Genomic DNA, 24,151 nt, shown 5'->3' with positions numbered 1-24,151 from the left:
GCGCAAACCAACACCTATCCCCGCAGATGGCCGAGCGGCAGGTGGCCCGGTCCCTTGATGTTCTGCAGGACGAGCTGGGTGTGCACGTCGCGCACACCCGGAAACCGCATCAGCTTGTGCATGACGAGGTTGTTGAGGTCGTCCACCGACGGCACCATCACATGCAGCAGGAAGTCATAGTCTCCCGTCATCGTCCAACAGGACGACACTTCATCCATGCGTTCCACCGCCGCGATGAACTTTTCCGGCGAGCCGTCGCTGTGGCTGATCAGCCGGACCTGCATGAAGACCTCGACCATCAGCCCCAGCGAACGGCGGCTGAGCACCGCTGAAAAGCCGGTGATGACGCCGGCCTGCTGCAAGCCCTCGAAACGGCGGGCGCAGGGCGTGGCCGACAAGCCGATCTCCTGCGCCAACTCGGTCACCGACTTGCGCCCATCGTGCTGCAATATGTCGAGCATCTTGATTTCGAACTCGTCGAATTGAGGCATTTCCTCTCCTTCAATTGCCATTGTGAGGGAATTCTACTCAAAGATCCGTTTTCAGCCCACCATTAAATCGAAACCGCTCGTATGTCGGAGTTAGAATCCACTGGACGAAGCCATGCTTATCTGGAGGAGAGACCCATGACTGTCAGCGTTGCCGATTATGCCCGCGAATGCGCGGCGCAAGGTTTGCGTGGCGACTATTCCATCTGCCGCTCGGACTTCACCGTCCATCAGGAATACAATTACTCGGCAGCCGAACAATCAGTGTGGCGCAAATTGTGCGACCGCCAGACCAGACTGACCGAGAAGCTGGCGCACCATTCCTATCTCGATGGCGTCGCAACGCTCGGCCTGCTTGACCGCATCCCCGACTTCGACGAGATCAGCAAGAAACTTCGCAAGCTGACCGGCTGGGAGATCGTCGCGGTGCCCGGGCTCATCCCGGCCGCTCCGTTCTTCGACCACCTTGCAAACCGTCGGTTCCCGGTGACCAACTGGCTGCGAACCGACAAGGAGCTCGACTACATCGTCGAGCCGGACATGTTCCACGACTTCTTCGGCCACGTGCCGATCCTGACGCAGCCGGTTTTCGCCGACTTCATGCAGATGTACGGGCGCAAGGCCGAGGACATCATCGCGCTCGGCGGCGACGAGATGATCACCAGGCTCTACTGGTACACCGCCGAATACGGACTGATGCAAGAGCCAGGCAAACCGCTGAAGGCATTCGGCGCGGGACTGATGTCGTCCTTCACCGAGCTGCAATTCGCGGTCGAGAGCGCCGATGCGCACCATGTTCCGTTCAATCTCGAAACCGTGATGCGGACCAGCTACGAGATCGACAAATTCCAGCGCGCCTATTTCGTGCTGCCGTCCTTCGACGGTCTGCGCGATGCCTTCGCCACCGCCGACTTCGCCACGATCGTGAACCGCTTCAAGGGCCAGACCGCGCTGGACCCAGCCACGGTCTGATGCCACCAGCCGGGTTCTCCAGAGAGAGCCCGGCAACGCGTGCTGACGAACCTTCAGCTGGTCGCGCTCGCCTTCAGATTTTGCAGCTGATTGCGCTGCAGGTCCGCCGCCGCCGTCATGAATTCCAGGATCGTACCGAGCTCGGCATCGCTGAAGGTGCCGAGCAGTTTTTGGCCTTCGTACGCGATTTCGCCGTAGTAGCGCTGCGAGAGGCGGAGTGTTGTCTCGGTCGCCTCGACCATCACCTTGCGCCTGTCTTCGAGGCTACGGGTACGCGTGACATAGCCACGCGCTTCTAGCCTGTCGATCAGCGCCGTTACCGCCGCAGGCGTCAAACCGGTGACGACCGCGATGGCGCCGGCCGACTGCGGCCCGCGATGGAGCAGACTGAGGCACCGGCCTTCCGGACCATTGATACCCAGTCTCTCGCGCACCGCCTCGTCGTAGCTTTGCGTCTCGTCCTGCCAGCGCATGACGGCGCCGCCGATGGCGGCGATCAGCTCAGCACTTTTTGACATTGACGAGTTTCCTTCGATAATCTAAATATCAATCTGTCTAACATTTCGATGAGGCATCATAAGGCGGAAATCGGAATGCGGGCAAGCGTGAACCCAACAACCCCGACAACAAGGAAAGGAAGACCACCATGGCTCATGCACACAACCAGCTGTCGCGCGAAGACGAGATGCGTTTCGCCGAACGGTCGATGGAATGGTATGGCTGGGGATCGCCGATCGGAATGGGCGCGATGATCGTCGCACTCGCCGCCGCCGCAGTGCTGTTGAGGCTGGCAATCTTCGGCCTCTGAGGATCTGCGTCGCCAGATCGCCCCTTCGGAAAGCCGGTAGTTCAGGCGGCGCGCGAAACGCTGGCCTCGACGATCACCAGGTTCCGGCCACGGCGCTTCGCCTCGTAGAGGCGCAAATCCGCGCTACGCATCAACTCCGAAAGCGTCATCGCTTCCTGGTAGAGTGCGCCGCCGATCGACACGGTCAATCGGACGATGCGCTCGACCGGGCGGAACAGGATCAGCTCCACCTCGGTGCGGATCCGTTCCGCGATGCGGGTGGCTTCGCGCTCGTCGGCGCCGAACAGGAAAGCCGCGAATTCCTCTCCGCCAATGCGGCCAAGCACATCGCCGCCTCGCACGGCGCGCTTGATCGCGCTTGCGATGAGCAGAAGGGCTTCATCCCCGGTCAGATGACCGTAGCTGTCGTTGATCGCCTTGAAATGATCGGCATCGATGATCAGCAGCGCGCCGCCGGCCTGGCGCTTGCCGCTTTCCAGCGCCGCGAAAAAACTCTCGCGGTTGAACATGCCGGTCATATCGTCGCGGCTGGCCTTGTCGGACAGACGCCGGTGGGCAACGGCCAGCTGGGCATGGGCGCGCGCGAGATCGCGATGCGCGTTCTTCAGCCGATCCCCCTGGGCGAACACATAGGCGCTTGCCGGCCAAGCGATCAGCAGCGGACAGACCGTGCCGATGATCCAGGCGTTGAGATCGACGGCCTCGCCGAGCACGAGGCCGATGGCGAGAACGACCAGGAGAGAGGTTAGAACCGCGACCCCGGCCACAGATGCGGAACGCATAAGAATGCTGGCCATCAACTGTTCTCCCCCGGCTGGCGGCCTTATGGCGCGCCAGACTTGAAGGTCTCCTTTAAGCGACAGCTAAAATTTGAATCGCCGCGCCACTTTGGCCGCACTCGACGCGCATGAGCGGTGGATAAAGTCTCCCGTCGCCTCCGTTTCGTGCCATAACAGCGCCATGACCCAATCCCCCGATCCCGCCCGCTTCGCCCATGTCACCGATTGGGTGTTCGACCTCGACAACACGCTCTATCCACATCATTCGAATCTGTTCGCGCAGATCGATGCGAAGATGACCACCTATGTTGCCGAGTTGCTCACGCTTTCACGCGAGGACGCGCGCAAGCTGCAGAAGGAACTCTATCTCGAATATGGCACCACGCTGAACGGGCTTATGGAACGCCACAACATCGACCCCGACGATTTCCTCGAAAAGGTGCACGACATCGACTATTCCTGGCTGGTGCCGGACCCGGTTCTCGGTACCGCCATCCGCCAGCTTCCCGGCCGCAAGTTCATCTTCACCAACGGCGATCGCGGCCATGCCGAGCGCGCCGCCCGCCAGCTCGGCATCCTCGACCATTTCGACGACATCTTCGACATCGTCGCCGCCGGACTGACGCCGAAACCGGCGCGCCAGACCTATGAGAAGTTCGCGGCGCTGCATGCCGTCAGCGGGCCGAATTCAGTGATGTTCGAGGATCTCGCCCGCAACCTCGCCGTGCCGAAGGCGCTCGGCATGATGACGGTGCTCGTGGTTCCGCGCAACTTCGAGCCGACCTTCTCCGAGATCTGGGAACGCGATCCCGACAATGTCGACGACGTCGACTACGTCACCGACGATCTCGGCGGCTTCCTTTCAACGATCATCGACAAAGCCGCTTGAAACGCTTCACCTCCGTCGAGGCGGTCATCGATGCCGCTGCCCATGGCGTACTGGACCGGCTGCCGGCCAGGGGTTTTTACGGCGCGGCGGTTGAATTCCTGGTGTTTGGCCTGAAGCAGGGCTGGGCCTGCCTGTTCGGCGGCGCCATGCTCGTGCTGATCCTGGGCACCAAATTCTGGTGGCCGGAGCAGGCAATACTCGCTCGCTACGACTTTCTGTTCCTGGCGGCCCTTGCGATCCAGCTCGCCATGCTCGGCTTCAAGCTGGAAACCATCTCCGAAGCGAAGGTCATTCTCGTCTTCCATATCGTCGGCACAGCGATGGAACTGTTCAAAACCTCGGCCGGTTCGTGGATCTATCCCGAAGACGCTTTCTTCCGCATTGGCGGCGTGCCGCTGTTTTCCGGCTTCATGTATGCGGCCGTCGGCTCCTATCTCGCGCGTGTCAGCCGCATCTTCGACATGCGCTACACCCGCTATCCGCCGCTATGGGCGACGGCGATGCTCGCCGCCGCCATCTACGTCAATTTCTTCGCGCACCATTTCACCGTCGACATTCGCTACGGGCTGTTTGCGGCGACCGCGCTGATCTATCTCCGGACGACGGTGCACTATCGCGTCTTCCGTTTCCGCCACAGGATGCCGTTGCTGCTCGGCTTCCTGTTGGTGTCGCTGTTCATCTGGTTCGCGGAGAACATCGGCACCTGGTCGCGCGCCTGGATCTACCCGAGCCAGAGCGAAGGCTGGACACCGGTTTCGATCCACAAGCTCGGCGCGTGGTACCTGCTGATGATCATCTCCTTCGTGCTGGTGACACTGGTGCACCGGCCGCAAGCGATGGCCCAGATCGAACCGGGCCCAGCTCCTCAGAGGTTGTAGAAGCGTCGGATGATGTCCCAGGCCTCTTCCGCAGTATCCACGAAATCGATGATGTCCTGATCGCCGGGCGTGATCGTGCCTTGCTCGGCCAGGAATTCGAGATCGATGGCGCGCCGCCAGAATTCCTTGCCGAACAGGATCACCGGCACCCGCTCCATGCGACCGGTCTGGATCAGCGTCAGCGTCTCGAAGAACTCGTCCATCGTGCCGAAGCCGCCGGGGAATACCGCCACCGCCTTCGCCCGCATGACGAAATGCATCTTGCGGATGGCGAAGTAGTGGAAGTTGAAACACAGTTCCGGCGTCACATAGGGGTTCGGCGCCTGCTCGTGCGGCAGAACGATGTTGAGGCCGATGGACGGCGCACCGACATCGTCGGCGCCGCGATTGCCGGCTTCCATCACGCCCGGGCCACCGCCGGTGACCACGACGAATTCGCGATAATAGGAAGCGGCGGAGTGCTGTGAGCACAGACGGGCGAACTTGCGCGCCTCGTCATAATATTTGCTGTTCTTCTCCAGGTTGCGTTTCTGGGTCTCGTTCTTCGCGGCCCACGCTTCTCCTCCCGGTTCCGGGATGCGAGCGCCGCCGAACAGGATCACCGTGGAACGGATGCCGCGTTCCGCCAGGATCATCTCCGGCTTCAGCAGCTCAAGCTGCAGGCGAACCGGGCGCAGCTCGCGCCGCGTCATGAAGTCCTCGTCGTTCCAGGCCAGCCTGTAAGTGGAGGCGCGTGTCTGCGGCGTGTCGGGAACGCTCCTGGCGCGCTCCAGATCCTCGTCCGAATGCGGCAGTGGCGTCCAGCCAGTCTTATCCATTGGGTTCATATCCACCCGTCCAAATCCCTTCGAGCGTCGTCCCATGACGCAGCTGCGATTGACCCTCACAATCCCATCAAATAGGGTCCGCGCGGCTTTCAAACAGGTTAAGAGCCGGCCTTTCACTGCATGGTAACGGAGCATTTGATGTCGAAGCCCGATCTGGCGAGCCTTGAAAAGACCATCGACAAGGCATTCGAGGAGCGCGATGGCATTTCGACTGCTACCCGCGGCGCGGTGCGCGACGCCATCGAATCGGCGCTGGAACTGCTCGACAAAGGCACGGCACGCGTCGCCGAACGGCAGGCTGACGGCCAGTGGCAGGTCAACCAGTGGCTGAAAAAGGCGGTGCTTCTGTCCTTCCGCCTGAGGCCGATGGAATTGATCTCTGGCGCGCCCGGCGGCGCCTCGTGGTGGGACAAGGTTCCGTCCAAGTTCGATGGCTGGGGCTCGCTCGAATTCGAGAAGGCCGGCTTCCGCGCCGTGCCATCGGCGGTGGTGCGGCGCTCCGCCTATGTGGCGCCAGGCGCCGTCCTGATGCCGTCCTTCGTCAATGTCGGCGCCTATGTCGACAGCGGCACGATGGTCGACACCTGGGCGTCGGTCGGCTCCTGCGCGCAGATCGGCAAGAACGTGCACCTGTCGGGCGGCGTCGGCATCGGCGGCGTGCTCGAACCCATGCAGGCCGGACCGACGATCATCGAGGATAACTGCTTCATCGGCGCGCGTTCGGAAGTGGTCGAGGGCTGCGTTGTGCGCGAGGGCTCCGTGCTTGGCATGGGCGTGTTCATCGGCAAGTCGACCAAGATCGTCGACCGCGCCACCGGCGAAGTGTTCTACGGCGAAGTGCCGGCCAACTCTGTGGTGGTGGCGGGCTCGCTGCCGGGCAAGCCGCTGCCGAACGGCGAGCCGGGTCCGAGCCTCTATTGCGCCGTCATCGTCAAGCGTGTCGATGCCCAGACCCGGTCGAAGACCTCGATCAACGAGCTGCTTCGCGATTGATATCGACGCCAAGCAACCCTACCTGTCGCGGGCTCGGCACCCTTGTCGCGCCCGCGACGCTGCAAGGCGAACGCCGAACCGATAACCAGGACGGACTGCACCCAAGTGGCTGACCAATCGCAACTCGTCTGGCTTTTCTTCAGCGTCTCGGGACGGGTCAGCCGCGCGGCCTATTTTCTCGGCGGTCTGCTGGTGGCGATCGTGCAGGCCTTCCCGCTCTATCGTTTCACGCTGGTCCCTGAAGGCACGCCGGAAAGCAACATGTGGGCGCTGACCTTCTTCGTCGCCTTCATCGGCTCGCTCTGGTCGAACATCGCGCTCGCCGTCAAACGTCTGCACGATCTCGAGAAGCCCGGTCTGGTCGCGCTGGTGCTGTTCGTGCCGGTGATTTCCATCATCGCCTTCGTCGTATTATGCCTGTTTCCCGGCATGCCCGGCCCGAACCGCTACGGCGCGCGCACCAACGACCGCGGCTAAGGGTGGTCGACGCCCAGGCGCGCATTCCATCATGCTAAATTAGAATCCTAAGAGATTCTTAATCGACCCGTGCAAGAAAAAACGGGTGTCATGATGGCGTTGGGTGAACCGACTGGCAGACTTGGCGAAAGCTCCCCGGAATGACCGCGACAATCGGGCGGCTCGTCTGTTCGCCTGGTTCTCCGCTCCGCTCAGACACCAGCCGGCCGCCATCCGGGCCCGCCTTCTCGAAACGACCTACGACCGCAAATTTGCGATCCTGTTCGCCAGCCTGAGCGTTCTCATCCTGGCGGGAACGACAATCATTCTCACCGGCGCCTGGTGGCCCTGGTTGTGGATCGCGGCCGATCTCGCACTGCTGGCGTATCGCTTCACGCTGATCCGGCGCTGCGAGGCCGCAAGACAGCGTGGCGAAGATCCGCCGCTCGGTGCACTGATGGCGGCCGGCGGCACGTGGTCCATCATCTTCGGGCTGGGTTGTTTCGGCTGTGTCGCGAGCGAGAACCTCGTCCTCTCCGTACTCGCCGCGCTGAACGTCGCCGGCGTGATCGGCGTCGTCTCGTCGCGCAATGCGGCGACGCCACGCTATGCAATCCTGGTCATGCTGGCGGTCGTCCTGCCTTTCATGTTCGGCGCGCTTTTCTCGCCCTCGCGCGGCATGATGGTGGTGGGGCTTCAGCTCCCCTTCTATGTCGCCGGCATCATCGGCGTCCTTGTCCACAATCACGCCATCAGCGTGCGCATGATCCGCGCCGAGTTCGACAATCGCGACCTTGCGGTGCGGGATGCGCTGACGGGGCTACCGAACCGCATCCTGCTCCAGGAAGAACTGCATCGCATGTGCAAGCGGCTGGCTGCGCGCGCCGCCGGCAGCAGCCAGTCCTTTGTCGTGCTCAGCATGGATCTCGACGGTTTCAAGCATATCAACGACAGCTACGGCCACGCCGCCGGCGACCGTTTGCTGCGCCGTGTCGGCGAGCGACTGACGAATACGTTCCGGGCAACCGACATGGTGTTCCGCATCGGCGGCGACGAATTCATCGTGCTTTTGCCCACGACATCGGAGATCGAGGCAGCCCATCTGGCAAGGCGCGCGATCGAGACAATCGCCGAGCCTTTCGACATCGAGGTGGTGACAACCGTCTATGTCGGCCTCAGCATCGGCAGCGCTCGCGCCCCGGTCGATGGCGATACGCCGGAGGGCCTGCTGACCTGTTCCGACCTCGCGCTTTACGAGGCCAAGCGCGCCGGCAAGGGCCGCCATCGCGCGCATCTGTCAAACGCCTGTTGAGCCTCTCAGGCGAGCAACGTGACGGGCGGGTTAGACCCGGCCAATCGCCTCGACGGCCAACCCCGGCGACCCACGCCCGTTTCGCTCGGCTTCCCGCACCAGGGCGGTGATCCGCTCCACCAGCGGCGCACGCGTGTCGGCCCTGGCGGCGAGGCGAAGAATGGCGCCCTGCAACTCGTCGATTTCGGTGGTGCGGCCGCGTTGCAGGTCTTCCCACATCGACGAGCGCGCCTGCGGATCGATCGCCAGCATGCGTTTGGCCAGCCGCGTGAACAGGAAATCCGGCAGCCTCAATATGGCCGGCAACAAGGCCGGCGGCGGACCGGCGACACGACCCGGCCTGATCCCGGTTTTCTTCATCACGCTAAGAGCCTCGGCGATCTGCGTTGCCAGCAACAGGCGCCAGCGCCTGTCCGAAAGCTCGGTCGCAAGCGGCAGATCGGAAAGCGCCACCAGCGCATTGTTGAGATTGAACAGGAGCTTGCCCCAGAGCACCGAACGCATGTCGGCATGGGTGGCGGTGGCAAGTCCCTCGACATCGAGCAGGCTGGAAAGCCCAGGAGCCCCCGCCTCGATCAGCATCGCACCCTCGCTGGCGCGATGCACCCTGAACGGAACCTCGTCTTCCCATTGCACGACATTGAAAGGCACCATGCCGGCAAGGATTTGCCGGCCGCCGGCGGTCGCAACCAACCGGTCGGCATTGTCGACGCCATTCTGGAGACTGACGACGACCGCGTGGCCGGGAGCATGCGCGGCGATGAGACGCCCCATCTCCTCGGTCGCCCCGCTCTTGGTCGTCACCAGAACGATATCGGCGCCTTTCAGCGCGATGTCCGCGACCGTCTCGACTGCAAATGCCGGCTGGTTCAGGCGCCGGTCTCGCTTCTCCAGATCGGTGATGCGCAGTCCGCCCCGCCGCAAAGCCTGTTCGACGCGCGGACGCGCCAGCAACGTCACCTTGCGTCCCGCCAGGGCCAGGCAACCTCCGACATAGCAACCGATGCTGCCGGCGCCCGCTACAACAATGGATGCATCGCGCACTGTCATCGCAATCTCCAAGCAAGCTGAAGGCAGTACTATCTCGCGTCAGCCGTTGCCGGCCATTTCAAGCGGTTCCGCGAGGGACCGCAAGTCTCTCACCCTCAAGGACCGTGACAGGTTCCCATCTTTCGAATAACGCTGCGCTCATGACCCTGCCGACCGACCCCGCCGCCAACCTCGCCACGCTCATCCGCTGTCCTTCCGTGACGCCTGCTGAAGGCGGCGCGCTGTCGGCGATCGAGGCCATGCTGAAACCGCTCGGCTTCACCGTCGAGCGCCCGATGTTCAAGGAAGACGGCACGCCCGACGTGGAAAACCTCTACGCGCGGCGTTCCGGCAATGGGCCGCACCTGATGTTCGCGGGCCATACCGACGTGGTGCCCGTGGGCGACGAAGCAGCCTGGACACATCCGCCCTTCTCGGCGGCGATCGCCAATGGCGAGATGTATGGCCGGGGCGCCGTCGACATGAAGGGCGGCATCGCCTGCTTCATCGCCGCACTTGCCCGCCATGTCGTGCAGAAAGGCGGCCCGAAAGGCTCGGTCTCGCTGTTGATCACCGGCGACGAGGAAGGCCCGTCGATCAACGGCACGGTGAAGCTTTTGCAATGGGCCGCCGCCAAGGGCGAAAAGTGGGATGCCTCGATCGTCGGCGAACCCACCAATCCGGACACGCTCGGCGACATGATCAAGATCGGCCGGCGCGGCTCGTTGTCCGGAACCGTCACCGTCAACGGACGCCAGGGCCACGTCGCCTATCCGCACCTCGCCGACAACCCGGTACGGGGACTGATGACGATAGTCGACGCGTTGCTCAATCCAGTCTTCGACAAGGGCACCAAGGACTTCCAGCCGACCAATCTGGAAATCACCTCGATCGACGTCGGCAACGCCGCGACCAATGTCATCCCGGCCCGGGCGACCGCCACCTTCAATATCCGCTTCAACGACACCTGGGACGCCGAGACCGTGCAGGCGGAGATCCACAACCGGCTGGATAGCGCCAGCGGCCGCAAGAAGTACCGCAAGGGCCGCAAGGAACCGATCGACTTCGAATTGGGCTGGAAGGACCGGCCGAGCCACGTCTTCCTGACCCGCGACGACAAGCTGATCGAGACACTCAGCGGTTCCGTCGCCGCCGTCGTCGGCCGCAAGCCGCAGCTGTCGACGTCCGGCGGCACCTCCGACGCACGCTTCATCAAGGACTATTGCCCGGTCGTCGAATTCGGCCTCGTCGGCCAGACCATGCATATGGTGGATGAGCGGGTGGCGCTGGCCGATCTCGAAACGCTGACGGCGATCTACCAGCGGTTCATCGAGGACTGGTTCGGATAGGCGAGCCGCATCATGCTTTCGGCGAATGACATCCAATCGTCGCTGACCGGCGCCTGGCACTTGATGCTGGGAAAGGTCGACGGGCTGCGCCTGCTCGACCTTTCAGCCGACGGTTTCTGGAATTCCTTCTTCGCGATTGTCGTTGCCGTGCCAGCCATGATCGTGGGTTGGGTCGGCACCGCCAACGCCATCGCCACCGCCGATCCTTCCCTAAGCCGCTTCATCTTGATGCTGAAGCTGGCCATGGTCGATATCGGCATCTGGGTGCTACCACTGCTGGCGCTGGCTGCGATCGCGCCTCGGGCCGGATTGAGCGGGCGCTTCGTGCACTACGTCGTGGCCAGCAACTGGGCTTCGGCCATCATCGCATGGCTGACGCTGCCGGCAGCACTCGTTCACATGTTTCTTCCGGCTACCGATCAGGCAAGCCAATTGATTTCGCTATCGCTCTTCTTTCTCTCGCAGGTGTTCAGCTGGCGCATGACCACCACTGCGATCGGCAAGGGCGGGGCGATGGGCACCGCTGTCTTCGCGGGCATGTTCGTCACATCGCTGCTCGTCCTGTTCGCATTGACGCAACTCTTGAACATACCCGCGCTGGGCGACTAGTTCCGCGGGGTTGCCGAGGCAGGCAAACGCCAGCTGCCGGCGGCGGCGGCAACCAGCATCAGGACCAGGGCGGCAAGCGCCGCCATCTCGAAACCCTGCGAGGCATAGAGCGGACCAAAGCCTGTCGTGCCAGCGAAAACGGCGAGATAGGTGACGGCGCTGTTCAGCCCCATGATCGTGCCACGCCGCGCCGGGTCTATCGCCGCCAACCGCATGATCAGCACGTTCAGGCCGAAGTGGTTGCTGAGGCCCCACAGGAAAGTAATGACCAGGACGAAGGCGAAGCTGCCACCTGCCAGCGCGAAGCCGAGATAGACGGCGGCGACGGCAAGGAAAGCGAAGGGCATGACACGCCGTGCGCCCAACCGGTCAACGACGCCGTCCAGCAAAGCCGCGGCGCCAAAACCGATGCCATAGACCAGCGCGACGATCCCATTGGCGCTGACCGGCTCGCCGAGAGCGCTGTGCAGATGATCGCCCAGATAGCCATAGATGCCGTAGAACGCGCTCATGAAGGCCGCGCAGGCAACCAGCAGCGGCTTCACGCCACCGATGCGCAGCGCCGCCAACGGCCACGGCGCGGAGCCGGCGGCGGGTGCATCGCGGTACCGGCTCGTCTTCAGTGTGGCAAAGGCGCCGAACGCCAGCAGCGCCACCACCGCATAGACCGCCCGCCAGTGGACAAGGTCGGCAACCAGCGCCGACAATGAGACGCCGGCCACCATGCTGAGCGTCCAGCCTGTCAGAACCACGCCGATGGTGCGGCTTTCGCGACCGGGTGGCGCCACCGCCGCCGCGCCGGCATAGATTGCCGGCAGCGCAATGCCCGATGCGACGCCGGCAGCGAGCTGGGTAAGGGCCAGAGCGGGCACCGCCGGCGCAAGCGCACTCAGCGCCAACGCCGCCGCCAGTCCGAGAAGCGCGCCAAGCAGCATGCGCCGGGCACCGAGCCTGTCGACATGGCGCGCCATCAGAAGTGCGCTGGCGGCCGTACCAAGCCCGAAAGCGGCCGATGCCGACATCACCAGCGCAACGCTCGTACCGAGCGAACGGGCCACTTCCGGCGCGATCGGACCCAGCACCAGCGAATTGGAGCCGATGACGGCGATGCAGAAGGTCAGCACATAGGTCACGGCGGGCAGCCGCGCGGTCGTGTCCAAGGGGATGGCGGATGATTGATCTGTCTTTGTCATAGGCGCATGATGGTTGAACGATGTTCAGCCTCAAGAGGAATCTTCAAGATGGATGAAGAAACAGATGGCATTCGGCAAAACATCATTCCGGAGCGCGACCTCGATGATATGGACCGAAAGCTATTAGGCGCGCTGTGCGAGGACGCCACCGTGAGTTATGCCGAACTCGGTGAAAAGGTCGGTCTTTCCGCCCCGGCCGCACATGAGCGGGTGAAGCGGTTGCGCCGCAGCCGTGCCATTCGCAGCACGTCGGTGCTGATCGACCCTGTGGCCGTCAACAAGCCGCTGCTTGCCTTCGTCCATGTCGACACACGCGGCTGGGGCAAGACGCCGGAGCTCATGGCGATCTCCGCCTATCCTGAGGTGGAAGAGATCCACTCCGTCGCCGGCGACGCCTGCATGCTGCTCAAGGTTCGCGCCAGGGACACGTACGCGCTGGAAGGCCTGTTGGCGAGACTATACGACACGCCGGGTGTCATCGCGACGCGCAGCTATGTGGTGCTGTCGACCTATCTGGAACGGCCGGTGCAGCCGGGTACGACCAAGGTCTGGCCAATGCCGCGCCATATGGCGCGGCCGATAGAGCATCGCGGCAGCGTCAATACCATTTCCAAGGTCGATACCAACTGAACACGAGCATCCGACGACCGGCGGAATTACGAATTGGGATAGTCGACGCCGGTCAGGAACAAGCCGTCGGGTGGCGCCACCTGGCCGCAGGCTGCCCGGTCGCGCGCCTCCAGCGCCGCCTTGAGGTCCGTCGCGGACCAGCCACCTTCCCCGACGCGTTTCAGCGAACCAACCATCGAACGCACCTGATTATGCAGGAAAGACTGCGCCGAGGCCCGAATCTCGATCGTCTCGTCGTCGCGGCTCACATCCAGCCGCGCAAGCGTGCGCAGCGGGCTGTTGGCCTGGCATTGCGTCGAGCGGAAAGTGGTGAAGTCATGCCGCCCGATGAGCACCTTGGCCGCCTCATGCATGGCTTCGGCGTCGAGGCGCTTGGGCACCCACCACACCTTGCCCTTGTCCAATGCTGGCGGCGCGCGGCGGTTGGCGATGCGGTAGAGATAGTGCCGGCCGGTCGCCGAAAACCGCGCGTCGAAATCGTCGGCCACGACAGCGGCCTTCAGGATGGTGACGCGCTCACCCGCCCGTTGAAGGTAGGCGTTGACGGCATCGCGCACCGTGTCGTCCGGCCAGGCTTTGGACAGGTCGGCATGAGCCACCTGGGCGGTGGCATGCACGCCGGCGTCGGTGCGCCCGGCACCGCGCAGCGAAATCGCGTCACCGCAGAACAGCGCGATCGCCTGTTCGATCGCCGCCTGCACGGTGTGCTGGCCGGCAGCCTGACGCTGCCAGCCGGCATAAGGCCCGCCGTCATACTCGATGTCGAGGCGATAGCGGGGCATGCAGTGAGCTTAGGCCGCGAGCGCGGTGCCGAAGGCCGAAGCGTAGACCAGTTCGCCGTTTTCGGGCGCCTCGCCCCAGGCCAGCGCCTGCAGCGCTTCGCCCTGGTATTCCGAGGCAAAACCGGCTGCACGATCGTGGCTGTAGCCGAAGCGGCCGTAATAGGCCGGATCGCCCAGGACGATCGACAGGTTCTCGCCGGCATCCTTCAGCCGGATATGGGCCTCGCGTACCAGAGCACCGCCAATGCCGGTGCCGTGGAAGTCGGGCTCCACGGCGAGTGGCGCCAACGCCAGGGCCGGGAACTGCTTGCCGCCGTTCTCGACATAGAGGCGCGAGAACAGGATGTGGCCAACCACCTGGCCATCTTCCTCGGCGACCAGCTCCAGCACCGCGTTGCCTTCCAAAACGATGGCGTCGACCAGGCCTGCTTCGGTCTGCTGGCCGAAGGCATGCTCTTCGACGAGGCGGATTGCCTCGCGGTCCCGCGGCGTCGCCGCGCGTATCGACATCATGCTCATGACAATTTCATTCCTTTTTCCAACTTGGCCCCGCGCAGAAACTCCTGCGCGGTTACGGGCTTACCGCCCGCCCGCTGCAATTCGACCAGCCTGACCGCGCCTGCTCCGCAGGCGACCGTCAGCCGGTCGTCGAGAATTCCTCCCGGTTCCCCCGCGCCTTCGGCGGCAGTCGAACGCAGCAACTTCAGCCGTTCGACACGGCCGCCGATCATGGCCTCGCACCATCCACCCGGAAAAGGCGACAGGCCCCGGATATGGTCGTGAACCTCGCCCGCCGGGCGGGTCCAATCGATCCGGGTTTCCGTTTTATCGATCTTTGTCGCATAGGTCACGCCATCGGCGGCCTGTTCCACAAAGCTCAATGTTCCGGTTTCAAGCCGGGCCAGCGCATCGACCATCAATCTGGCCCCTGCCGCCATCAGGCGATCATGCAGGTCGCCAGCCGTCATGTCGGGATCGATGACCAGTTTGTCAACCAATCCGACTGGGCCGGTGTCCAGCCCAGCTTCCATTTTCATGACCATCATGCCGGTCTCGGCATCGCCGGCCATGATGGCGCGCTGGATCGGTGCTGCACCACGCCAACGTGGCAAAAGCGAGGCGTGACCATTGAGACAGCCCAGGCGCGGCGCATCGAGGATCGCCTTGGGCAGCAGCAATCCATAGGCGACAACCACCGCGACATCGGCGTTCAACGCATGGAATGCCTGCTGTTCCGCCTCGTTCTTCAGCGAAACAGGCGTACTCACGGCAATGCCGAGGCGCTCGGCCTCGCGCTGCACCGGCGATGGCGTCAATTCCAGTCCACGCCGGCCGGCGGCGCGCGGCGGCTGCGTATAGACCGCGGCAATGCCGTGCCCGGCCTCGGCCAGCGCGCGCAGCGTCGCGACCGAAAAATCCGGTGTCCCCATGAAGACGATGCGGAGCGTCATGAACCCGATCAGCCAGCCAGCCGGCTGGGCGCCTTGTCGCGGGCGAGCTTCTTGAACTTCTTGACCACCATATCGCGCTTCAGCTTCGAAATATGGTCGATGAACAGAACGCCGTTCAGATGGTCGATTTCATGCTGCAGGCAGGTTGCCATCAGCCCTTCGGCCTGGATTTCCTGGAGCCGCCCATCCCGGTCGAGATAACGGACGCGGACTGTGGCCGGCCGTTCGACCTCGGCGTAGTAGTCGGGGATCGACAGGCAGCCTTCCTCGTAGACCGAGCGCTCAGTGCCGCTTTCCAGGACGTCGGGGTTGATGAAGACATGCGGTGCCGGCGGTTCGCCTTCCTTGGCGAGATCGATCACCAGCATGCGCAGCGGCTCGCCGACCTGGATAGCGGCCAGGCCGATGCCCGGTGCATCGTACATGGTCTCCAGCATGTCATCGGCCAGCTTGAGCAACGGCTCGTCGATGCGCTCGACGGACTTGGAAACCTGACGCAGGACGGGATCGGGAAGAATGATGAGCGGCTTGATCGACATACCGCTCACCTAAAACCTTGCAAAGAAAGCGTCAACTGCGCTGCTGTCGCCATGTTCACGTTTTGATCTTTGCGAGCCTCGAGAATCGGCTATGCTGGCGCAATGAACGACCTCGGCTCCATCCTCTCCGAACCCGTCGCCCGGCTTGGCGCGACCACGATTTCGCTCGGCCAGGCGCTGGGCTTCGTCGTGCTGCTTGTCTTTGTCCTGTTCGTTGCCTTGATCGTGGCGCTGTGGCGCGCGGCCAAGGCGCGCAGCGTCGCCGCGGCGGAAGCCGCAGATCATGCCCGCGATGCCGAAGCGCGCATGGCCGGCATCCTGCAATCGCAGGCCGAGATGCAAGGGCGCATGGGCGCGCTGGCCGACGTGTTCGGCGCCCGCCAGGCCGAATTGACGCAATCGCTCGGCCAGAGGTTGGACACCATGACCGGGCGCATCGGCCAGACCATGACCGAGCAGACGAAATCGACCCATGAAAGCCTGGCCAAATTGCAGGAGCGGCTTGCGGTGATCGATACCGCGCAAGGCAACATCCAGTCGCTTGCCGGGCAAGTGGTGCAGCTGCAGGCGATCCTCTCCAACAAGCAAACGCGCGGCGCCTTCGGCCAGTCGCGCATGGAAGCGATCGTCGCCGACGGACTGCCGCACGGCTCCTATGAATTCCAGGCGACGCTGTCGAACGGCAGCCGGCCGGATTGCGTGGTGAAGATGCCGAACGGCGCGCCGTCGCTCGCCATCGATGCCAAGTTTCCGCTTGAAGCCTGGAACGCCATCCGCGCGGCGGAGAGCCCCGAGCTGCAGAAGGTCTCGGCGCAATCGTTCCGGCGCGATATCGAGGTCCATATCCGCGATATCGCCGAAAAATACCTGATCCAGGGCGAGACGCAGGACACCGCCTTCATGTTCGTGCCGTCGGAATCGGTGTTCGCCGAAATCCACGAGCATTTCGAGGCGCTGGTGCAGCGTGCCCATCGGGCCCGTGTCGTCATCGTCTCGCCATCGCTCCTGATGCTGTCGATCCAGGTCATCCAGGCGATCCTCAAGGATGCGCGGATGCGCGAACAGGCGCATCTGATCCAGGGCGAGGTCATCCGCCTGATGGAAGATGTCGTGCGGCTCGACGAGCGGGTGCGCAAGCTGCAAACCCATTTCGGCCAGGCCTCAAAAGACATCGACGATATACTCGTCTCCTCCTCCAAGGTCACCAAACGCGGCCAGAAGATCGAGGCGCTGGAGTTCGGGGGAGCGGAAGGAGCAGACGAGGCCAACAAAGCGGACGGGCAACACAAGCATGAGCCCGTCTCGCGCACCGCTGATTCCAAGACCGGTCAGCTGAGGCTGCGGGTTGTGGAAGGCGACGACAGCTAGAGTGCTGCGAGCTTATGCTCCTTCGGAAGTGACCTCGACACTTTCAAATCGCGGCAGCCAGTGCAGCGCCGAAGCGTGCCACTTCTCCGCCCTTGGCAGCAGCTCCTGCCGCTGCCTGGCCGTGCCGGCGCGAATGCCATAAACTTTCGGGCCGTCTCCCACCGATGTGGCGTAGAGATGCGAACCGCAATCGGCACAGAAAGCATGGGCGCGCGGCGTTCCGCTATCCGCGGTCGTCTTGATGTAGATTTTCGGCGCGCCCCGGGTGATCCGGTACTGCGCCTCCGGGGCAGGTACCGTCACCCGGAAAGCCGTGCCCGTAAGCTGCTGGCAATCGGTGCAGTGGCAGATCGATGTCTTGTCGGGATCGACCTCCGCTTCATAGGCAATCGCGCCGCAATGGCAGCCGCCGTCGATCTTCATGGTCGTCCTCCTCGTTTCTTCCAGCAATCTAGCGCGGCCAGACAGCCGGACAACGTCTGTTGCAATCTGGCGCCATCGATTGACGCCTGTGCCTTGCTCTTTTCGCGATCTGTTGTTTCACTTGTGTTTGTCCCAATGGAGGAGCGAATCATGGCCAAAGGTTCGATGAGACCTGGCAAGGAAGCCAGAAAGCCGAAGAAGGATGCCAAGAAGCCCGCGGCAGCGCCGGCGATAAAGGCTCCGCCCGTGCAGGCGACCCGCATCAAGGAGAAGTGAGGCCGCGGACCGCGGCAACCTCAGGCAGCCGGCGCGACGCCGCGCCGGCCGTCTTGCCAATCAATCCCCCGCCCGGTGGGAAACATTCTCTCCCCGGAACGCGGTTGGTGGCGTTCAGACGCGGAGTTTCATCATGGCATGGACCTACCTGTTCTTCGCTGGGCTTTTCGAAATCGGCTGGGCAATCGGCCTGAAATATACCGAAGGTTTCACCAAGCTTACGCCGACCATCCTCACCGTCGTTTCGATGATCATCAGCCTGACCTTGCTCGGTCTGGCGCTGAAGGCATTGCCGGTCGGCACAGCCTATGCGGTTTGGACCGGCATCGGCACGGTCGGAACAGCGCTGCTCGGCATCTGGCTTCTGGGCGAACCGGCAACCGCCGTGCGACTGAGCTGCATCGCACTGATCGTCGCCGGCATCATCGGCCTCAAGGTGGCCGCCTGACGGAAGCGGGACACCCGCCGTGGATCTTCGCGGTGTGAAAGGCCTCACATCCAAGACGTTTGCGTCGTGCCATGGATGGGTTACCGATATGGAAAAGGCGAACTCCGGCATTGCAGGAACAGGCACCTGCGAGCCCGGAGGAACCGACAAATGGCTGGGGCCGCAAAAAGAGCTGTTGTGCTGGTGGTCGATGCGCTTGCGCTAAAGCGCGCCGGCATCGCGGCGATGGTCCATGACCAGCTCTCCTTCAGCGACCCCATCCGCGCCCGCGATTTCGGCACGCGGGTATCGACGATCAAGATGCGTGTCCGTCAGATCATGAGCAAGTTTGGGGTGGCAAACCATACCCAGGCGGCGATGATGGCGACAATGAGAGGCAATATCGCCTTGAGCAGGCTGGAGCCCGCAATGCCCTAGGCTGCGGAGCCGGCCAAGCGAACCGGACATGCCATGACGACCGGCTGTTCAAGGCGCGTTATTGCGCGTATACTTTCGCTCGCCCAAGGGCTTCGCTGGAATTCGCAAGGAAATGAAGGCGCAATCTTTTCGTTTGAATTGAAATCGGGCTTTGGGGGCACCGATGTTGATGACCAGTCTGGATCAGGAACCAAAGCAGGCGCTTGCCGGCTTCGCCCATTATGACCGGGATTTGCTGGACAGGATGTTCGGCGACGCCAAGCCCGAGAAATACGCCGCCGGGCGGCTGCTTTTTCTCCAGGACGATCCTTCCGACCGCATCTACGGCCTGCTTGGCGGTTCGGTCGAGATTTCGATCTACTCGACCGGCGGCGACAAGCTGGTCGCCAATCTCCAGTTTCCACCGAGCCTGATCGGCGAAATCGGCGTGCTCGACGGTGGGCGCAGGACGGCGACGGCCATCTGCAGATCCGATTGTTCGATCGTCTCGCTCACCCGCAAACAGGTTCTCGACCGCATCGAGCAGGATCCTTTGCTCGGCCGCGCCATCATCGAATTGTTGTGCAAACGGCTGAGGTGGGTCAGCGAGGAACTGGGCGACCACAATTTCCTCGGGATCGAAGCGAGGCTCGCCAAACGCCTGTTGCATCTGAACGACCGGCTTTCCGACGCTTCCGGCTGGATCGCGATCTCGCAATCCGAGCTTGCACAGACGCTCGGGGCGACGCGGGAATCGGTCAACAAACTGCTCAACGATTGGCGTGGTCGCGCCCTGATCGCGACTAAACGCGGCCATGTCAAAGTGAACGATCCAAGCCGCTTGCGGCATGTCGGTTCCGACTGAGCCGTGCTTGGCAGGGCGGACGAGCCGCCTCCGATTGGCCTCAACGGCAATCAGCCCCCACGCATGCGCCAGCGCAGATATTGCAAAGCGGCGCGGCTCGGCATGAAGAAATAGCCGCCGCCGCGCATGGTGATGAACGACGGCAGATTGGTGAGCTCGACCGCTCCTTCCCAGCGCGGGATCGTAAAACGCCCCTTCGCCTCCTTGGGTTCTCCCTCAACCCGCTGCCTGCCGATCAGCGGGTCCTTTTCGCCGCGCAAGCCGTGGAAGTTTTGCGCGGACATCCAGGTCTGCTGGATGAATTCGTATTGGCGTTCGAAACTCGCGTTGAAGCAGATGAACAGCAGTCCCTTTTCGGCTGCGGTGCCTTCGCCCTTGTCCAGGACGTAGCTGCGGCCGGCGCGCAGGATACGGTGGCGCTTGGAGATGCGAAGCTGGGTATCGATATCGGTGCCCAGCGAGTCTCGCGGGTTGGAGCGCCTTATGTGAGCACCCAACGGGCAATGCAGCCCCTGAGGGTCCTCCGCTCCGTAAGTGAACTGATTGTCGAGTTCACGGCCGGGGCTGTCCGGATTCCTGGTGAGCGACGAGCCGTTCTTCCAGCGGCCGACGATCCTGGCGCCGATCCATTCAGCATCGACCCCTTCGAAACCCTTGAAGCTGCGCAGGCCCGCCGCCTCTCGATGACAGTAGTCGTTGAATGCATCGACATGCTGTTCAAGTTGGCGGATGACGACGAACGACCCGTTGCGGCCGAAATCATGCATCGAAGCAGCGCCGGCAACGGGCTGCCCACCATCGTCGATCGCCAGCAAACGCCCTTCGCGATCGAACTCGGCCGGCGTCGTCGGGCTTGGTGGATAGAAGCCATGTTCGTCGCGATAGCCGAACAGAAATTCGCCGGCGGCGATCTGGTGAATCGGGCTCGAATTATGAGTTCTCCTACGCCTGGTGCCTTTGATCACCGGCTGGGATATGCCGTCGACGAAGCCGAAATGCTCCCTCGCCATCGGGCTGTCTTCACGCTCTTTCCGCGCCGGATCTCCGACCGGACATTTGGCGGCGCCGCGTTCGATCGACAGCGGTATCACCGCTCTCGGCACCAGCCCCGACCGCGCCGCGAGATTGCCCATCTCGAGCCCCATCTCATCGAGCAGTTCCTTGGTGGCGGCATAACAGACCATCGCCAGATCGACCGGCGTCGCGACCGAGCCCCAGCGCCAAAGCTCGGGCGCGCTGTCGCCCCGGTCATCAAGAATGCGACTGCGATATTGGTCCGCCATGCCTTGCCGGAAGGCCAATGGGAAGCTGGCAAGCGGATCGCTGTTTGCATTGCCCGCAAGGCCCAGTTTCTTCAGGCCGTCCGGCCCGAAGACACAGAACATCGCGCGCGCGGCCGGCTTAGCATCGCCGAAACTCACATGCGAGACGAGATAGTCCAGCAGGCCTTCACGTTGCTCAACCGAACTCTTGTCGCCGACTGCGAAGGCAAACATCTTTGCGTGTTCGAGATTGCCGAGCGGACCGAAGACGAGCGACTGGATTTCGCCATTCTCCAGGCTTTCCACGGCCGTGTCCTCGGCCTGATTGAGCAGCTTCTGTGGCAAAGACAGCTTGATCCCGTCCTGCCGGGGCAGTGAGGTGAACAGGCTCACCCAGTCGCGCGCCTCGCTCATGCGCGCCGCGCACAAGCCCTGGCGGATGCGCGAATTCTTGCGGATCAGCGTGGTGTTCAGCTTGGGATAGGCCGAATACCAGAACGATGTCGGTATTTGCTCCGCCCTCGCCCAGCGCTTGAACCGGTCACCGTCACGGCTACCGTCCAGGAACAGAAAGCGTGTGCGCGGAAACCCCTTCGTGTTGCTCCAGACGCCGGTGAGACCTGCGGACGCCTTGGTGACAAAATCCTCGAGATAGCTTTCCCAGCTCCCGCCGTAGTTGCTGAAGAAGACGAGCCGGTTGGTACCGGGGATCCTGACCCAGCGCGCGAAATGGATCGTGTTTATGTCGCCGAGATAACCCGGCCGGAACGCCCGGCTGGCGGCGATCGAAATGATGTAGAACGAAAAGCCCAGCAGGAAGACGCGAAGCATGCCCGGTTTGATGATCGAGACCGCCGTCATGTGGTTCTGGGTATAGCCGTCCGCATCCTCGCGCTGCTGCAGTTGCTTGAGCGCGTCAAGGCTGATGCCGGTTGCGCTGACGTCGTCGCGCTGCTCGATGCGCCTCAACCAGACGGCTATCGCCGTCGCCAGCGCCAGGGTGGTGAGAACCAGCCCGCCAACGGCGACGACGAGGGACGAGCCGATCCGCGCCGCCATGCGAAACCAGCCGCCGCTCGCATCGAACATCATCGCATAGGTCAGGAAAGTGAGGATGGCGACAAGGATCGCCAGCGGCAGGGCCGTGCGTAGATTGAAGACGCTGTGGAAGAATGTCGAACCCAGCGAACCGCCCGGCTTTTCGAGCAGGCTTGGCGCCGGCGCAAATGCCCAATCGAAGCGGCTGTCCTGAGCCAGTTGGGTCCGAACGGTCTTCAGGATCTCCGCTGCCGGCGGCCCCTGGAAGCCGGTCAGCCCCTCGACGATGTTGCTGGCTTCGTCGGCCAGCGCCGCTTCGGCCTGGATACGGGAAACCGAGTGTCCCGGCGTGCCCGCAAACACGAGGCCCGACAGGCTACCGAATTGCGGCGACACATCGATCGTGTGCTTTTGGAGAAAAGCCTCGAACGAGCCCTTGAGCGGGACGGCGGAAAAACGCTCGAACAGCGGCTGGAACTGGGTGGCTGTGGCCTCGGCGAACGTCTTGATCACCTGGCGCCTTGTTCCGTCCCCGGAAAGTTCCAACATCAGATAGAGACCGCCGTCTTGCCGCGCCTCGCCATCGGCGGTGGAAACCGCCGAAAGGCTGGCGAAGTGTATCGCGGCCGTCTTGTCGAGGCTCGCTTTCAGGACGTCGGTCGCCGGGTTGCCAAGCGTGTCGATCTCCTGCTGAAGCCGCGACGCATCGACGCCCGGCCGGACGGGCACGCAGACGGTGACGAGCGCCTGATCGGTCTGCCGGTTCTCGGCCGGCTGGTCGAATTCCACCATCAGCGTGTCGGGATAGGCGCCTATCCTTACTAGCTTGCCTTCCTTGCCGTGCGCCCTGCGGAAGCCGGGCTTTTCGAACAGCGCCCTGAAAGCCTCGCCGATCTGGACGCGGGCCATCGCAATACCGATGCAGGTGTGGATGCCGTGGCCGAAAACCATGCTTTCGCTTGGGTTGCGATCAGGATTGAAAGTCCAGGGATCGGCAATCTTCGACGTGTCGAACATGGCCGACCGGGTGGCGGCGAGAACGGTCGTTCCGGAGCGGATGCGAAAGGGGCGCGAGCGCCCAGCTCCGATGGTCCTGTCCTCGGCGGCATAACGCCAGGGCCAAATCCAGATCGGCTTGAAGCGCATCGCTTCGACGATCGCCTTTTCCAGGCGCGTATTGTCTTCCGCAAGCACTGCCTTGCGGATGCAGTCAAACGCTTCCGGCTTGTCCAGCACGACATCCAGGCAATTGATGCCGCCGAGCAGATTGGTCGGCATGAAGCCGGTGATCATGCCCATCATGATCGAGCAGATTTCGTCCCGACCGGAAACCTCGCCCTTGTTCAGCATCTGGACTAGGCGGCCGAGCGGCCGGTCGTCCGGCTTGCCCTTGGCGATGATCAGGTCGATCGACCGATTGATCGTAGCCAGCATGTTCTGCGCGGCAGCCACCGCCAGTTCCCGCGTCGTGCGGTCGGCGGTCGCATCGGCAAAGAAGATGTTGGAGAGCGCAAGCGCCCAGTCACCGAATTGCCGGTCGTCCTCGATATGCAGCCCGTAATAGTCGCGGCAGATGCGGACGGGAACGATGCGCATCAATTCGCCGGCGGCGTCGAACTTTTCTCCGGCACGCTTGACGATCTGCCGGGAGTTCTCCCTGGCAATCGGCCGCACGCGCTCCTCGATCTCCCTCGGCGGAAAAGCCGTGAGAACCGCCGACTTCTGCCGGCGGTAGGCTTCGCTGTCCTTCATGCCGAGAATGAAATTGGCGCCGCCGCCGAACTCGCGCATCTCCATGCCATAGGGCGTCTCGAAATCCGCCTCGCGCTCGAGCACCTCGCGCACGTCCTCGAAGCGCGTGAGCAACACGACCCTGCCGAGGCGCGCACGCGGCCAGAAGCGCCGAAAGAGACCCAGCCACCAGTCGGGTTTTTCGAGACCGCCCTTTATCAGGCGCGAAACGAAACCCGGCTTGCCGCGCATCCGCTCGATGTCGAATGGCGGCGCCGCATCGTTCAACGACAGCTCGGCCTGCCCTTTGAGAACCCCTTCATAATATTTGAAGGCAAAGGCCATGTTCTCGATCCCCCG

General features: G+C 63.1%; 27 protein-coding genes. 15 read left to right on the top strand and 12 right to left on the bottom strand.

Annotated features, from left to right (window positions below; translation table 11 throughout):
• Positions 1 to 14: 14 nt before the first annotated feature.
• The gene (locus tag AB4136_RS02590) at positions 15 to 491 is read right to left on the bottom strand and encodes an Lrp/AsnC family transcriptional regulator (RefSeq protein ID WP_024923400.1); all 477 of its coding nucleotides are present in this window, start codon (positions 489 to 491) and stop codon (positions 15 to 17) included.
• A 135-nt stretch (positions 492 to 626) separates the two neighbouring features.
• Here AB4136_RS02590 and phhA point away from each other — a divergent pair, with 135 nt between their 5' ends.
• Positions 627 to 1,460 carry a phenylalanine 4-monooxygenase gene (gene phhA, locus AB4136_RS02585; RefSeq protein WP_024923399.1) on the top strand — a complete coding sequence of 278 codons (834 nt, stop codon included), beginning with the start codon at positions 627 to 629 and terminating at the stop codon, positions 1,458 to 1,460.
• A gap of 53 nt (positions 1,461 to 1,513) precedes the next feature.
• On the opposite strand, the gene AB4136_RS02580 is transcribed toward phhA, so the two are convergent.
• The gene (locus AB4136_RS02580) at positions 1,514 to 1,978 is read right to left on the bottom strand and encodes a MarR family winged helix-turn-helix transcriptional regulator (RefSeq protein ID WP_210270989.1); all 465 of its coding nucleotides are present in this window, start codon (positions 1,976 to 1,978) and stop codon (positions 1,514 to 1,516) included.
• A 128-nt stretch (positions 1,979 to 2,106) separates the two neighbouring features.
• On the opposite strand from AB4136_RS02580, the gene AB4136_RS02575 reads away from it, so the two are divergent.
• Positions 2,107 to 2,268, top strand: coding sequence for a hypothetical protein (locus AB4136_RS02575; RefSeq protein ID WP_162835305.1), 162 nt, complete (start codon positions 2,107 to 2,109; stop codon positions 2,266 to 2,268).
• 41 nt (positions 2,269 to 2,309) lie between these two features.
• Here AB4136_RS02575 and AB4136_RS02570 read toward each other — a convergent pair whose 3' ends face one another.
• Positions 2,310 to 3,065, bottom strand: coding sequence for a GGDEF domain-containing protein (locus tag AB4136_RS02570; RefSeq protein WP_024923397.1), 756 nt, complete (start codon positions 3,063 to 3,065; stop codon positions 2,310 to 2,312).
• Positions 3,066 to 3,228: 163 nt separating this feature from the next.
• Between AB4136_RS02570 and AB4136_RS02565 the strand changes: the two genes are divergently transcribed.
• Both AB4136_RS02565 and AB4136_RS02560 read left to right on the top strand, forming a co-directional pair.
• Complete coding sequence (locus AB4136_RS02565) at positions 3,229 to 3,936, top strand: pyrimidine 5'-nucleotidase (RefSeq protein ID WP_024923396.1); 708 nt, start codon at positions 3,229 to 3,231, stop codon at positions 3,934 to 3,936.
• Positions 3,933 to 4,814 (top strand): DUF817 domain-containing protein, encoded by an 882-nt coding sequence (locus AB4136_RS02560; RefSeq protein ID WP_024923395.1) that lies wholly within the window; start codon positions 3,933 to 3,935, stop codon positions 4,812 to 4,814. Before AB4136_RS02565 ends, AB4136_RS02560 begins: the two co-directional genes overlap by 4 nt.
• Here the strand turns inward: AB4136_RS02560 and AB4136_RS02555 are convergent.
• Complete coding sequence (locus AB4136_RS02555; protein ID WP_024923394.1) at positions 4,802 to 5,641, bottom strand: LOG family protein; 840 nt, start codon at positions 5,639 to 5,641, stop codon at positions 4,802 to 4,804. The two genes, AB4136_RS02560 and AB4136_RS02555, sit on opposite strands and share 13 nt — an antisense overlap.
• Before the next feature lie 138 nt (positions 5,642 to 5,779).
• Between AB4136_RS02555 and dapD the strand changes: the two genes are divergently transcribed.
• The 3 genes from dapD to AB4136_RS02540 all read left to right on the top strand — a co-directional run bounded on the left by dapD (position 5,780) and on the right by AB4136_RS02540 (position 8,402).
• Positions 5,780 to 6,634 (top strand): 2,3,4,5-tetrahydropyridine-2,6-dicarboxylate N-succinyltransferase, encoded by an 855-nt coding sequence (dapD, locus tag AB4136_RS02550; protein WP_024923393.1) that lies wholly within the window; start codon positions 5,780 to 5,782, stop codon positions 6,632 to 6,634.
• A gap of 105 nt (positions 6,635 to 6,739) precedes the next feature.
• A complete protein-coding gene (locus AB4136_RS02545) occupies positions 6,740 to 7,111 on the top strand; it encodes a DUF805 domain-containing protein (protein WP_024923392.1) in 372 nt (123 codons plus the stop codon).
• A 121-nt stretch (positions 7,112 to 7,232) separates the two neighbouring features.
• Positions 7,233 to 8,402 carry a GGDEF domain-containing protein gene (locus AB4136_RS02540; protein ID WP_024923391.1) on the top strand — a complete coding sequence of 390 codons (1,170 nt, stop codon included), beginning with the start codon at positions 7,233 to 7,235 and terminating at the stop codon, positions 8,400 to 8,402.
• Between the two features lie 30 nt (positions 8,403 to 8,432).
• Here AB4136_RS02540 and AB4136_RS02535 read toward each other — a convergent pair whose 3' ends face one another.
• The gene (locus AB4136_RS02535; protein WP_024923390.1) at positions 8,433 to 9,452 is read right to left on the bottom strand and encodes a 2-dehydropantoate 2-reductase; all 1,020 of its coding nucleotides are present in this window, start codon (positions 9,450 to 9,452) and stop codon (positions 8,433 to 8,435) included.
• A 140-nt stretch (positions 9,453 to 9,592) separates the two neighbouring features.
• On the opposite strand from AB4136_RS02535, the gene dapE reads away from it, so the two are divergent.
• Positions 9,593 to 10,780, top strand: a complete 1,188-nt coding sequence (dapE, locus tag AB4136_RS02530; RefSeq protein ID WP_024923389.1) for a succinyl-diaminopimelate desuccinylase — start codon at positions 9,593 to 9,595, stop codon at positions 10,778 to 10,780.
• Between the two features lie 12 nt (positions 10,781 to 10,792).
• Entirely contained in the window at positions 10,793 to 11,389 is a 597-nt protein-coding gene (locus AB4136_RS02525) for a hypothetical protein (RefSeq protein ID WP_024923388.1), read from the top strand.
• Here the strand turns inward: AB4136_RS02525 and AB4136_RS02520 are convergent.
• Positions 11,386 to 12,582: an MFS transporter gene (locus AB4136_RS02520; RefSeq protein WP_024923387.1), complete on the bottom strand. Its 1,197-nt coding sequence runs from the start codon at positions 12,580 to 12,582 to the stop codon at positions 11,386 to 11,388. The two genes, AB4136_RS02525 and AB4136_RS02520, sit on opposite strands and share 4 nt — an antisense overlap.
• Positions 12,583 to 12,630: 48 nt before the next feature.
• On the opposite strand from AB4136_RS02520, the gene AB4136_RS02515 reads away from it, so the two are divergent.
• Positions 12,631 to 13,212: an Lrp/AsnC family transcriptional regulator gene (locus AB4136_RS02515; protein ID WP_024923386.1), complete on the top strand. Its 582-nt coding sequence runs from the start codon at positions 12,631 to 12,633 to the stop codon at positions 13,210 to 13,212.
• A gap of 26 nt (positions 13,213 to 13,238) precedes the next feature.
• On the opposite strand, the gene truA is transcribed toward AB4136_RS02515, so the two are convergent.
• From truA to def, 4 genes are read right to left on the bottom strand one after another with little or no spacing between them, the layout of a single operon-like run.
• On the bottom strand, positions 13,239 to 13,994 hold the full coding sequence (gene truA, locus AB4136_RS02510) for a tRNA pseudouridine(38-40) synthase TruA (RefSeq protein WP_024923385.1): 756 nt from the start codon (positions 13,992 to 13,994) through the stop codon (positions 13,239 to 13,241).
• A 9-nt stretch (positions 13,995 to 14,003) separates the two neighbouring features.
• Positions 14,004 to 14,513: a GNAT family N-acetyltransferase gene (locus tag AB4136_RS02505; protein ID WP_024923384.1), complete on the bottom strand. Its 510-nt coding sequence runs from the start codon at positions 14,511 to 14,513 to the stop codon at positions 14,004 to 14,006.
• On the bottom strand, positions 14,510 to 15,445 hold the full coding sequence (gene fmt, locus AB4136_RS02500) for a methionyl-tRNA formyltransferase (RefSeq protein ID WP_024923383.1): 936 nt from the start codon (positions 15,443 to 15,445) through the stop codon (positions 14,510 to 14,512). The genes AB4136_RS02505 and fmt overlap by 4 nt, the downstream gene beginning before the upstream one ends.
• An 8-nt stretch (positions 15,446 to 15,453) precedes the next feature.
• A complete protein-coding gene (gene def / locus AB4136_RS02495; RefSeq protein ID WP_024923382.1) occupies positions 15,454 to 15,984 on the bottom strand; it encodes a peptide deformylase in 531 nt (176 codons plus the stop codon).
• A 102-nt stretch (positions 15,985 to 16,086) separates the two neighbouring features.
• On the opposite strand from def, the gene AB4136_RS02490 reads away from it, so the two are divergent.
• A complete protein-coding gene (locus AB4136_RS02490) occupies positions 16,087 to 17,352 on the top strand; it encodes a DNA recombination protein RmuC (protein WP_024923381.1) in 1,266 nt (421 codons plus the stop codon).
• Between the two features lie 12 nt (positions 17,353 to 17,364).
• On the opposite strand, the gene AB4136_RS02485 is transcribed toward AB4136_RS02490, so the two are convergent.
• Entirely contained in the window at positions 17,365 to 17,775 is a 411-nt protein-coding gene (locus AB4136_RS02485) for a GFA family protein (protein ID WP_024923380.1), read from the bottom strand.
• 150 nt (positions 17,776 to 17,925) lie between these two features.
• Between AB4136_RS02485 and AB4136_RS02480 the strand changes: the two genes are divergently transcribed.
• From AB4136_RS02480 to AB4136_RS02465, 4 genes are all read left to right on the top strand, one after another.
• Positions 17,926 to 18,051 carry a hypothetical protein gene (locus AB4136_RS02480; protein WP_137900324.1) on the top strand — a complete coding sequence of 42 codons (126 nt, stop codon included), beginning with the start codon at positions 17,926 to 17,928 and terminating at the stop codon, positions 18,049 to 18,051.
• Between the two features lie 133 nt (positions 18,052 to 18,184).
• Complete coding sequence (sugE, locus tag AB4136_RS02475) at positions 18,185 to 18,499, top strand: quaternary ammonium compound efflux SMR transporter SugE (protein WP_024923379.1); 315 nt, start codon at positions 18,185 to 18,187, stop codon at positions 18,497 to 18,499.
• Positions 18,500 to 18,649: 150 nt separating this feature from the next.
• Positions 18,650 to 18,916 carry a response regulator transcription factor gene (locus tag AB4136_RS02470; RefSeq protein ID WP_024923378.1) on the top strand — a complete coding sequence of 89 codons (267 nt, stop codon included), beginning with the start codon at positions 18,650 to 18,652 and terminating at the stop codon, positions 18,914 to 18,916.
• Positions 18,917 to 19,079: 163 nt separating this feature from the next.
• Positions 19,080 to 19,760: a Crp/Fnr family transcriptional regulator gene (locus AB4136_RS02465; protein WP_024923377.1), complete on the top strand. Its 681-nt coding sequence runs from the start codon at positions 19,080 to 19,082 to the stop codon at positions 19,758 to 19,760.
• Positions 19,761 to 19,810: 50 nt separating this feature from the next.
• Here AB4136_RS02465 and AB4136_RS02460 read toward each other — a convergent pair whose 3' ends face one another.
• Complete coding sequence (locus tag AB4136_RS02460; protein ID WP_024923376.1) at positions 19,811 to 24,136, bottom strand: cytochrome P450; 4,326 nt, start codon at positions 24,134 to 24,136, stop codon at positions 19,811 to 19,813.
• Positions 24,137 to 24,151 lie beyond the last annotated feature (15 nt).

This window comes from Mesorhizobium sp. 2RAF21 (assembly GCF_052115345.1).
Lineage (GTDB): Bacteria > Pseudomonadota > Alphaproteobacteria > Rhizobiales > Rhizobiaceae > Mesorhizobium > Mesorhizobium terrae.
This window is presented reverse-complemented; position numbering and strand designations above follow the sequence as displayed.

Coding starts and splice junctions, on each gene's coding strand:
- AB4136_RS02590 (WP_024923400.1), bottom strand. CDS start 491: ATGCCTCAATTCGACGAGTTCGAAATCAAGATGCTCGACATATTGCAG.
- phhA (WP_024923399.1), top strand. CDS start 627: ATGACTGTCAGCGTTGCCGATTATGCCCGCGAATGCGCGGCGCAAGGT.
- AB4136_RS02580 (WP_210270989.1), bottom strand. CDS start 1,978: ATGTCAAAAAGTGCTGAGCTGATCGCCGCCATCGGCGGCGCCGTCATG.
- AB4136_RS02575 (WP_162835305.1), top strand. CDS start 2,107: ATGGCTCATGCACACAACCAGCTGTCGCGCGAAGACGAGATGCGTTTC.
- AB4136_RS02570 (WP_024923397.1), bottom strand. CDS start 3,065: ATGGCCAGCATTCTTATGCGTTCCGCATCTGTGGCCGGGGTCGCGGTT.
- AB4136_RS02565 (WP_024923396.1), top strand. CDS start 3,229: ATGACCCAATCCCCCGATCCCGCCCGCTTCGCCCATGTCACCGATTGG.
- AB4136_RS02555 (WP_024923394.1), bottom strand. CDS start 5,641: ATGAACCCAATGGATAAGACTGGCTGGACGCCACTGCCGCATTCGGAC.
- dapD (WP_024923393.1), top strand. CDS start 5,780: ATGTCGAAGCCCGATCTGGCGAGCCTTGAAAAGACCATCGACAAGGCA.
- AB4136_RS02535 (WP_024923390.1), bottom strand. CDS start 9,452: ATGACAGTGCGCGATGCATCCATTGTTGTAGCGGGCGCCGGCAGCATC.
- dapE (WP_024923389.1), top strand. CDS start 9,593: ATGACCCTGCCGACCGACCCCGCCGCCAACCTCGCCACGCTCATCCGC.
- AB4136_RS02525 (WP_024923388.1), top strand. CDS start 10,793: ATGCTTTCGGCGAATGACATCCAATCGTCGCTGACCGGCGCCTGGCAC.
- AB4136_RS02520 (WP_024923387.1), bottom strand. CDS start 12,582: ATGACAAAGACAGATCAATCATCCGCCATCCCCTTGGACACGACCGCG.
- AB4136_RS02515 (WP_024923386.1), top strand. CDS start 12,631: ATGGATGAAGAAACAGATGGCATTCGGCAAAACATCATTCCGGAGCGC.
- truA (WP_024923385.1), bottom strand. CDS start 13,994: ATGCCCCGCTATCGCCTCGACATCGAGTATGACGGCGGGCCTTATGCC.
- AB4136_RS02505 (WP_024923384.1), bottom strand. CDS start 14,513: ATGAGCATGATGTCGATACGCGCGGCGACGCCGCGGGACCGCGAGGCA.
- fmt (WP_024923383.1), bottom strand. CDS start 15,445: ATGACGCTCCGCATCGTCTTCATGGGGACACCGGATTTTTCGGTCGCG.
- def (WP_024923382.1), bottom strand. CDS start 15,984: ATGTCGATCAAGCCGCTCATCATTCTTCCCGATCCCGTCCTGCGTCAG.
- AB4136_RS02490 (WP_024923381.1), top strand. CDS start 16,087: ATGAACGACCTCGGCTCCATCCTCTCCGAACCCGTCGCCCGGCTTGGC.
- AB4136_RS02485 (WP_024923380.1), bottom strand. CDS start 17,775: ATGAAGATCGACGGCGGCTGCCATTGCGGCGCGATTGCCTATGAAGCG.
- AB4136_RS02480 (WP_137900324.1), top strand. CDS start 17,926: ATGGCCAAAGGTTCGATGAGACCTGGCAAGGAAGCCAGAAAGCCGAAG.
- sugE (WP_024923379.1), top strand. CDS start 18,185: ATGGCATGGACCTACCTGTTCTTCGCTGGGCTTTTCGAAATCGGCTGG.
- AB4136_RS02470 (WP_024923378.1), top strand. CDS start 18,650: ATGGCTGGGGCCGCAAAAAGAGCTGTTGTGCTGGTGGTCGATGCGCTT.
- AB4136_RS02465 (WP_024923377.1), top strand. CDS start 19,080: ATGTTGATGACCAGTCTGGATCAGGAACCAAAGCAGGCGCTTGCCGGC.
- AB4136_RS02460 (WP_024923376.1), bottom strand. CDS start 24,136: ATGGCCTTTGCCTTCAAATATTATGAAGGGGTTCTCAAAGGGCAGGCC.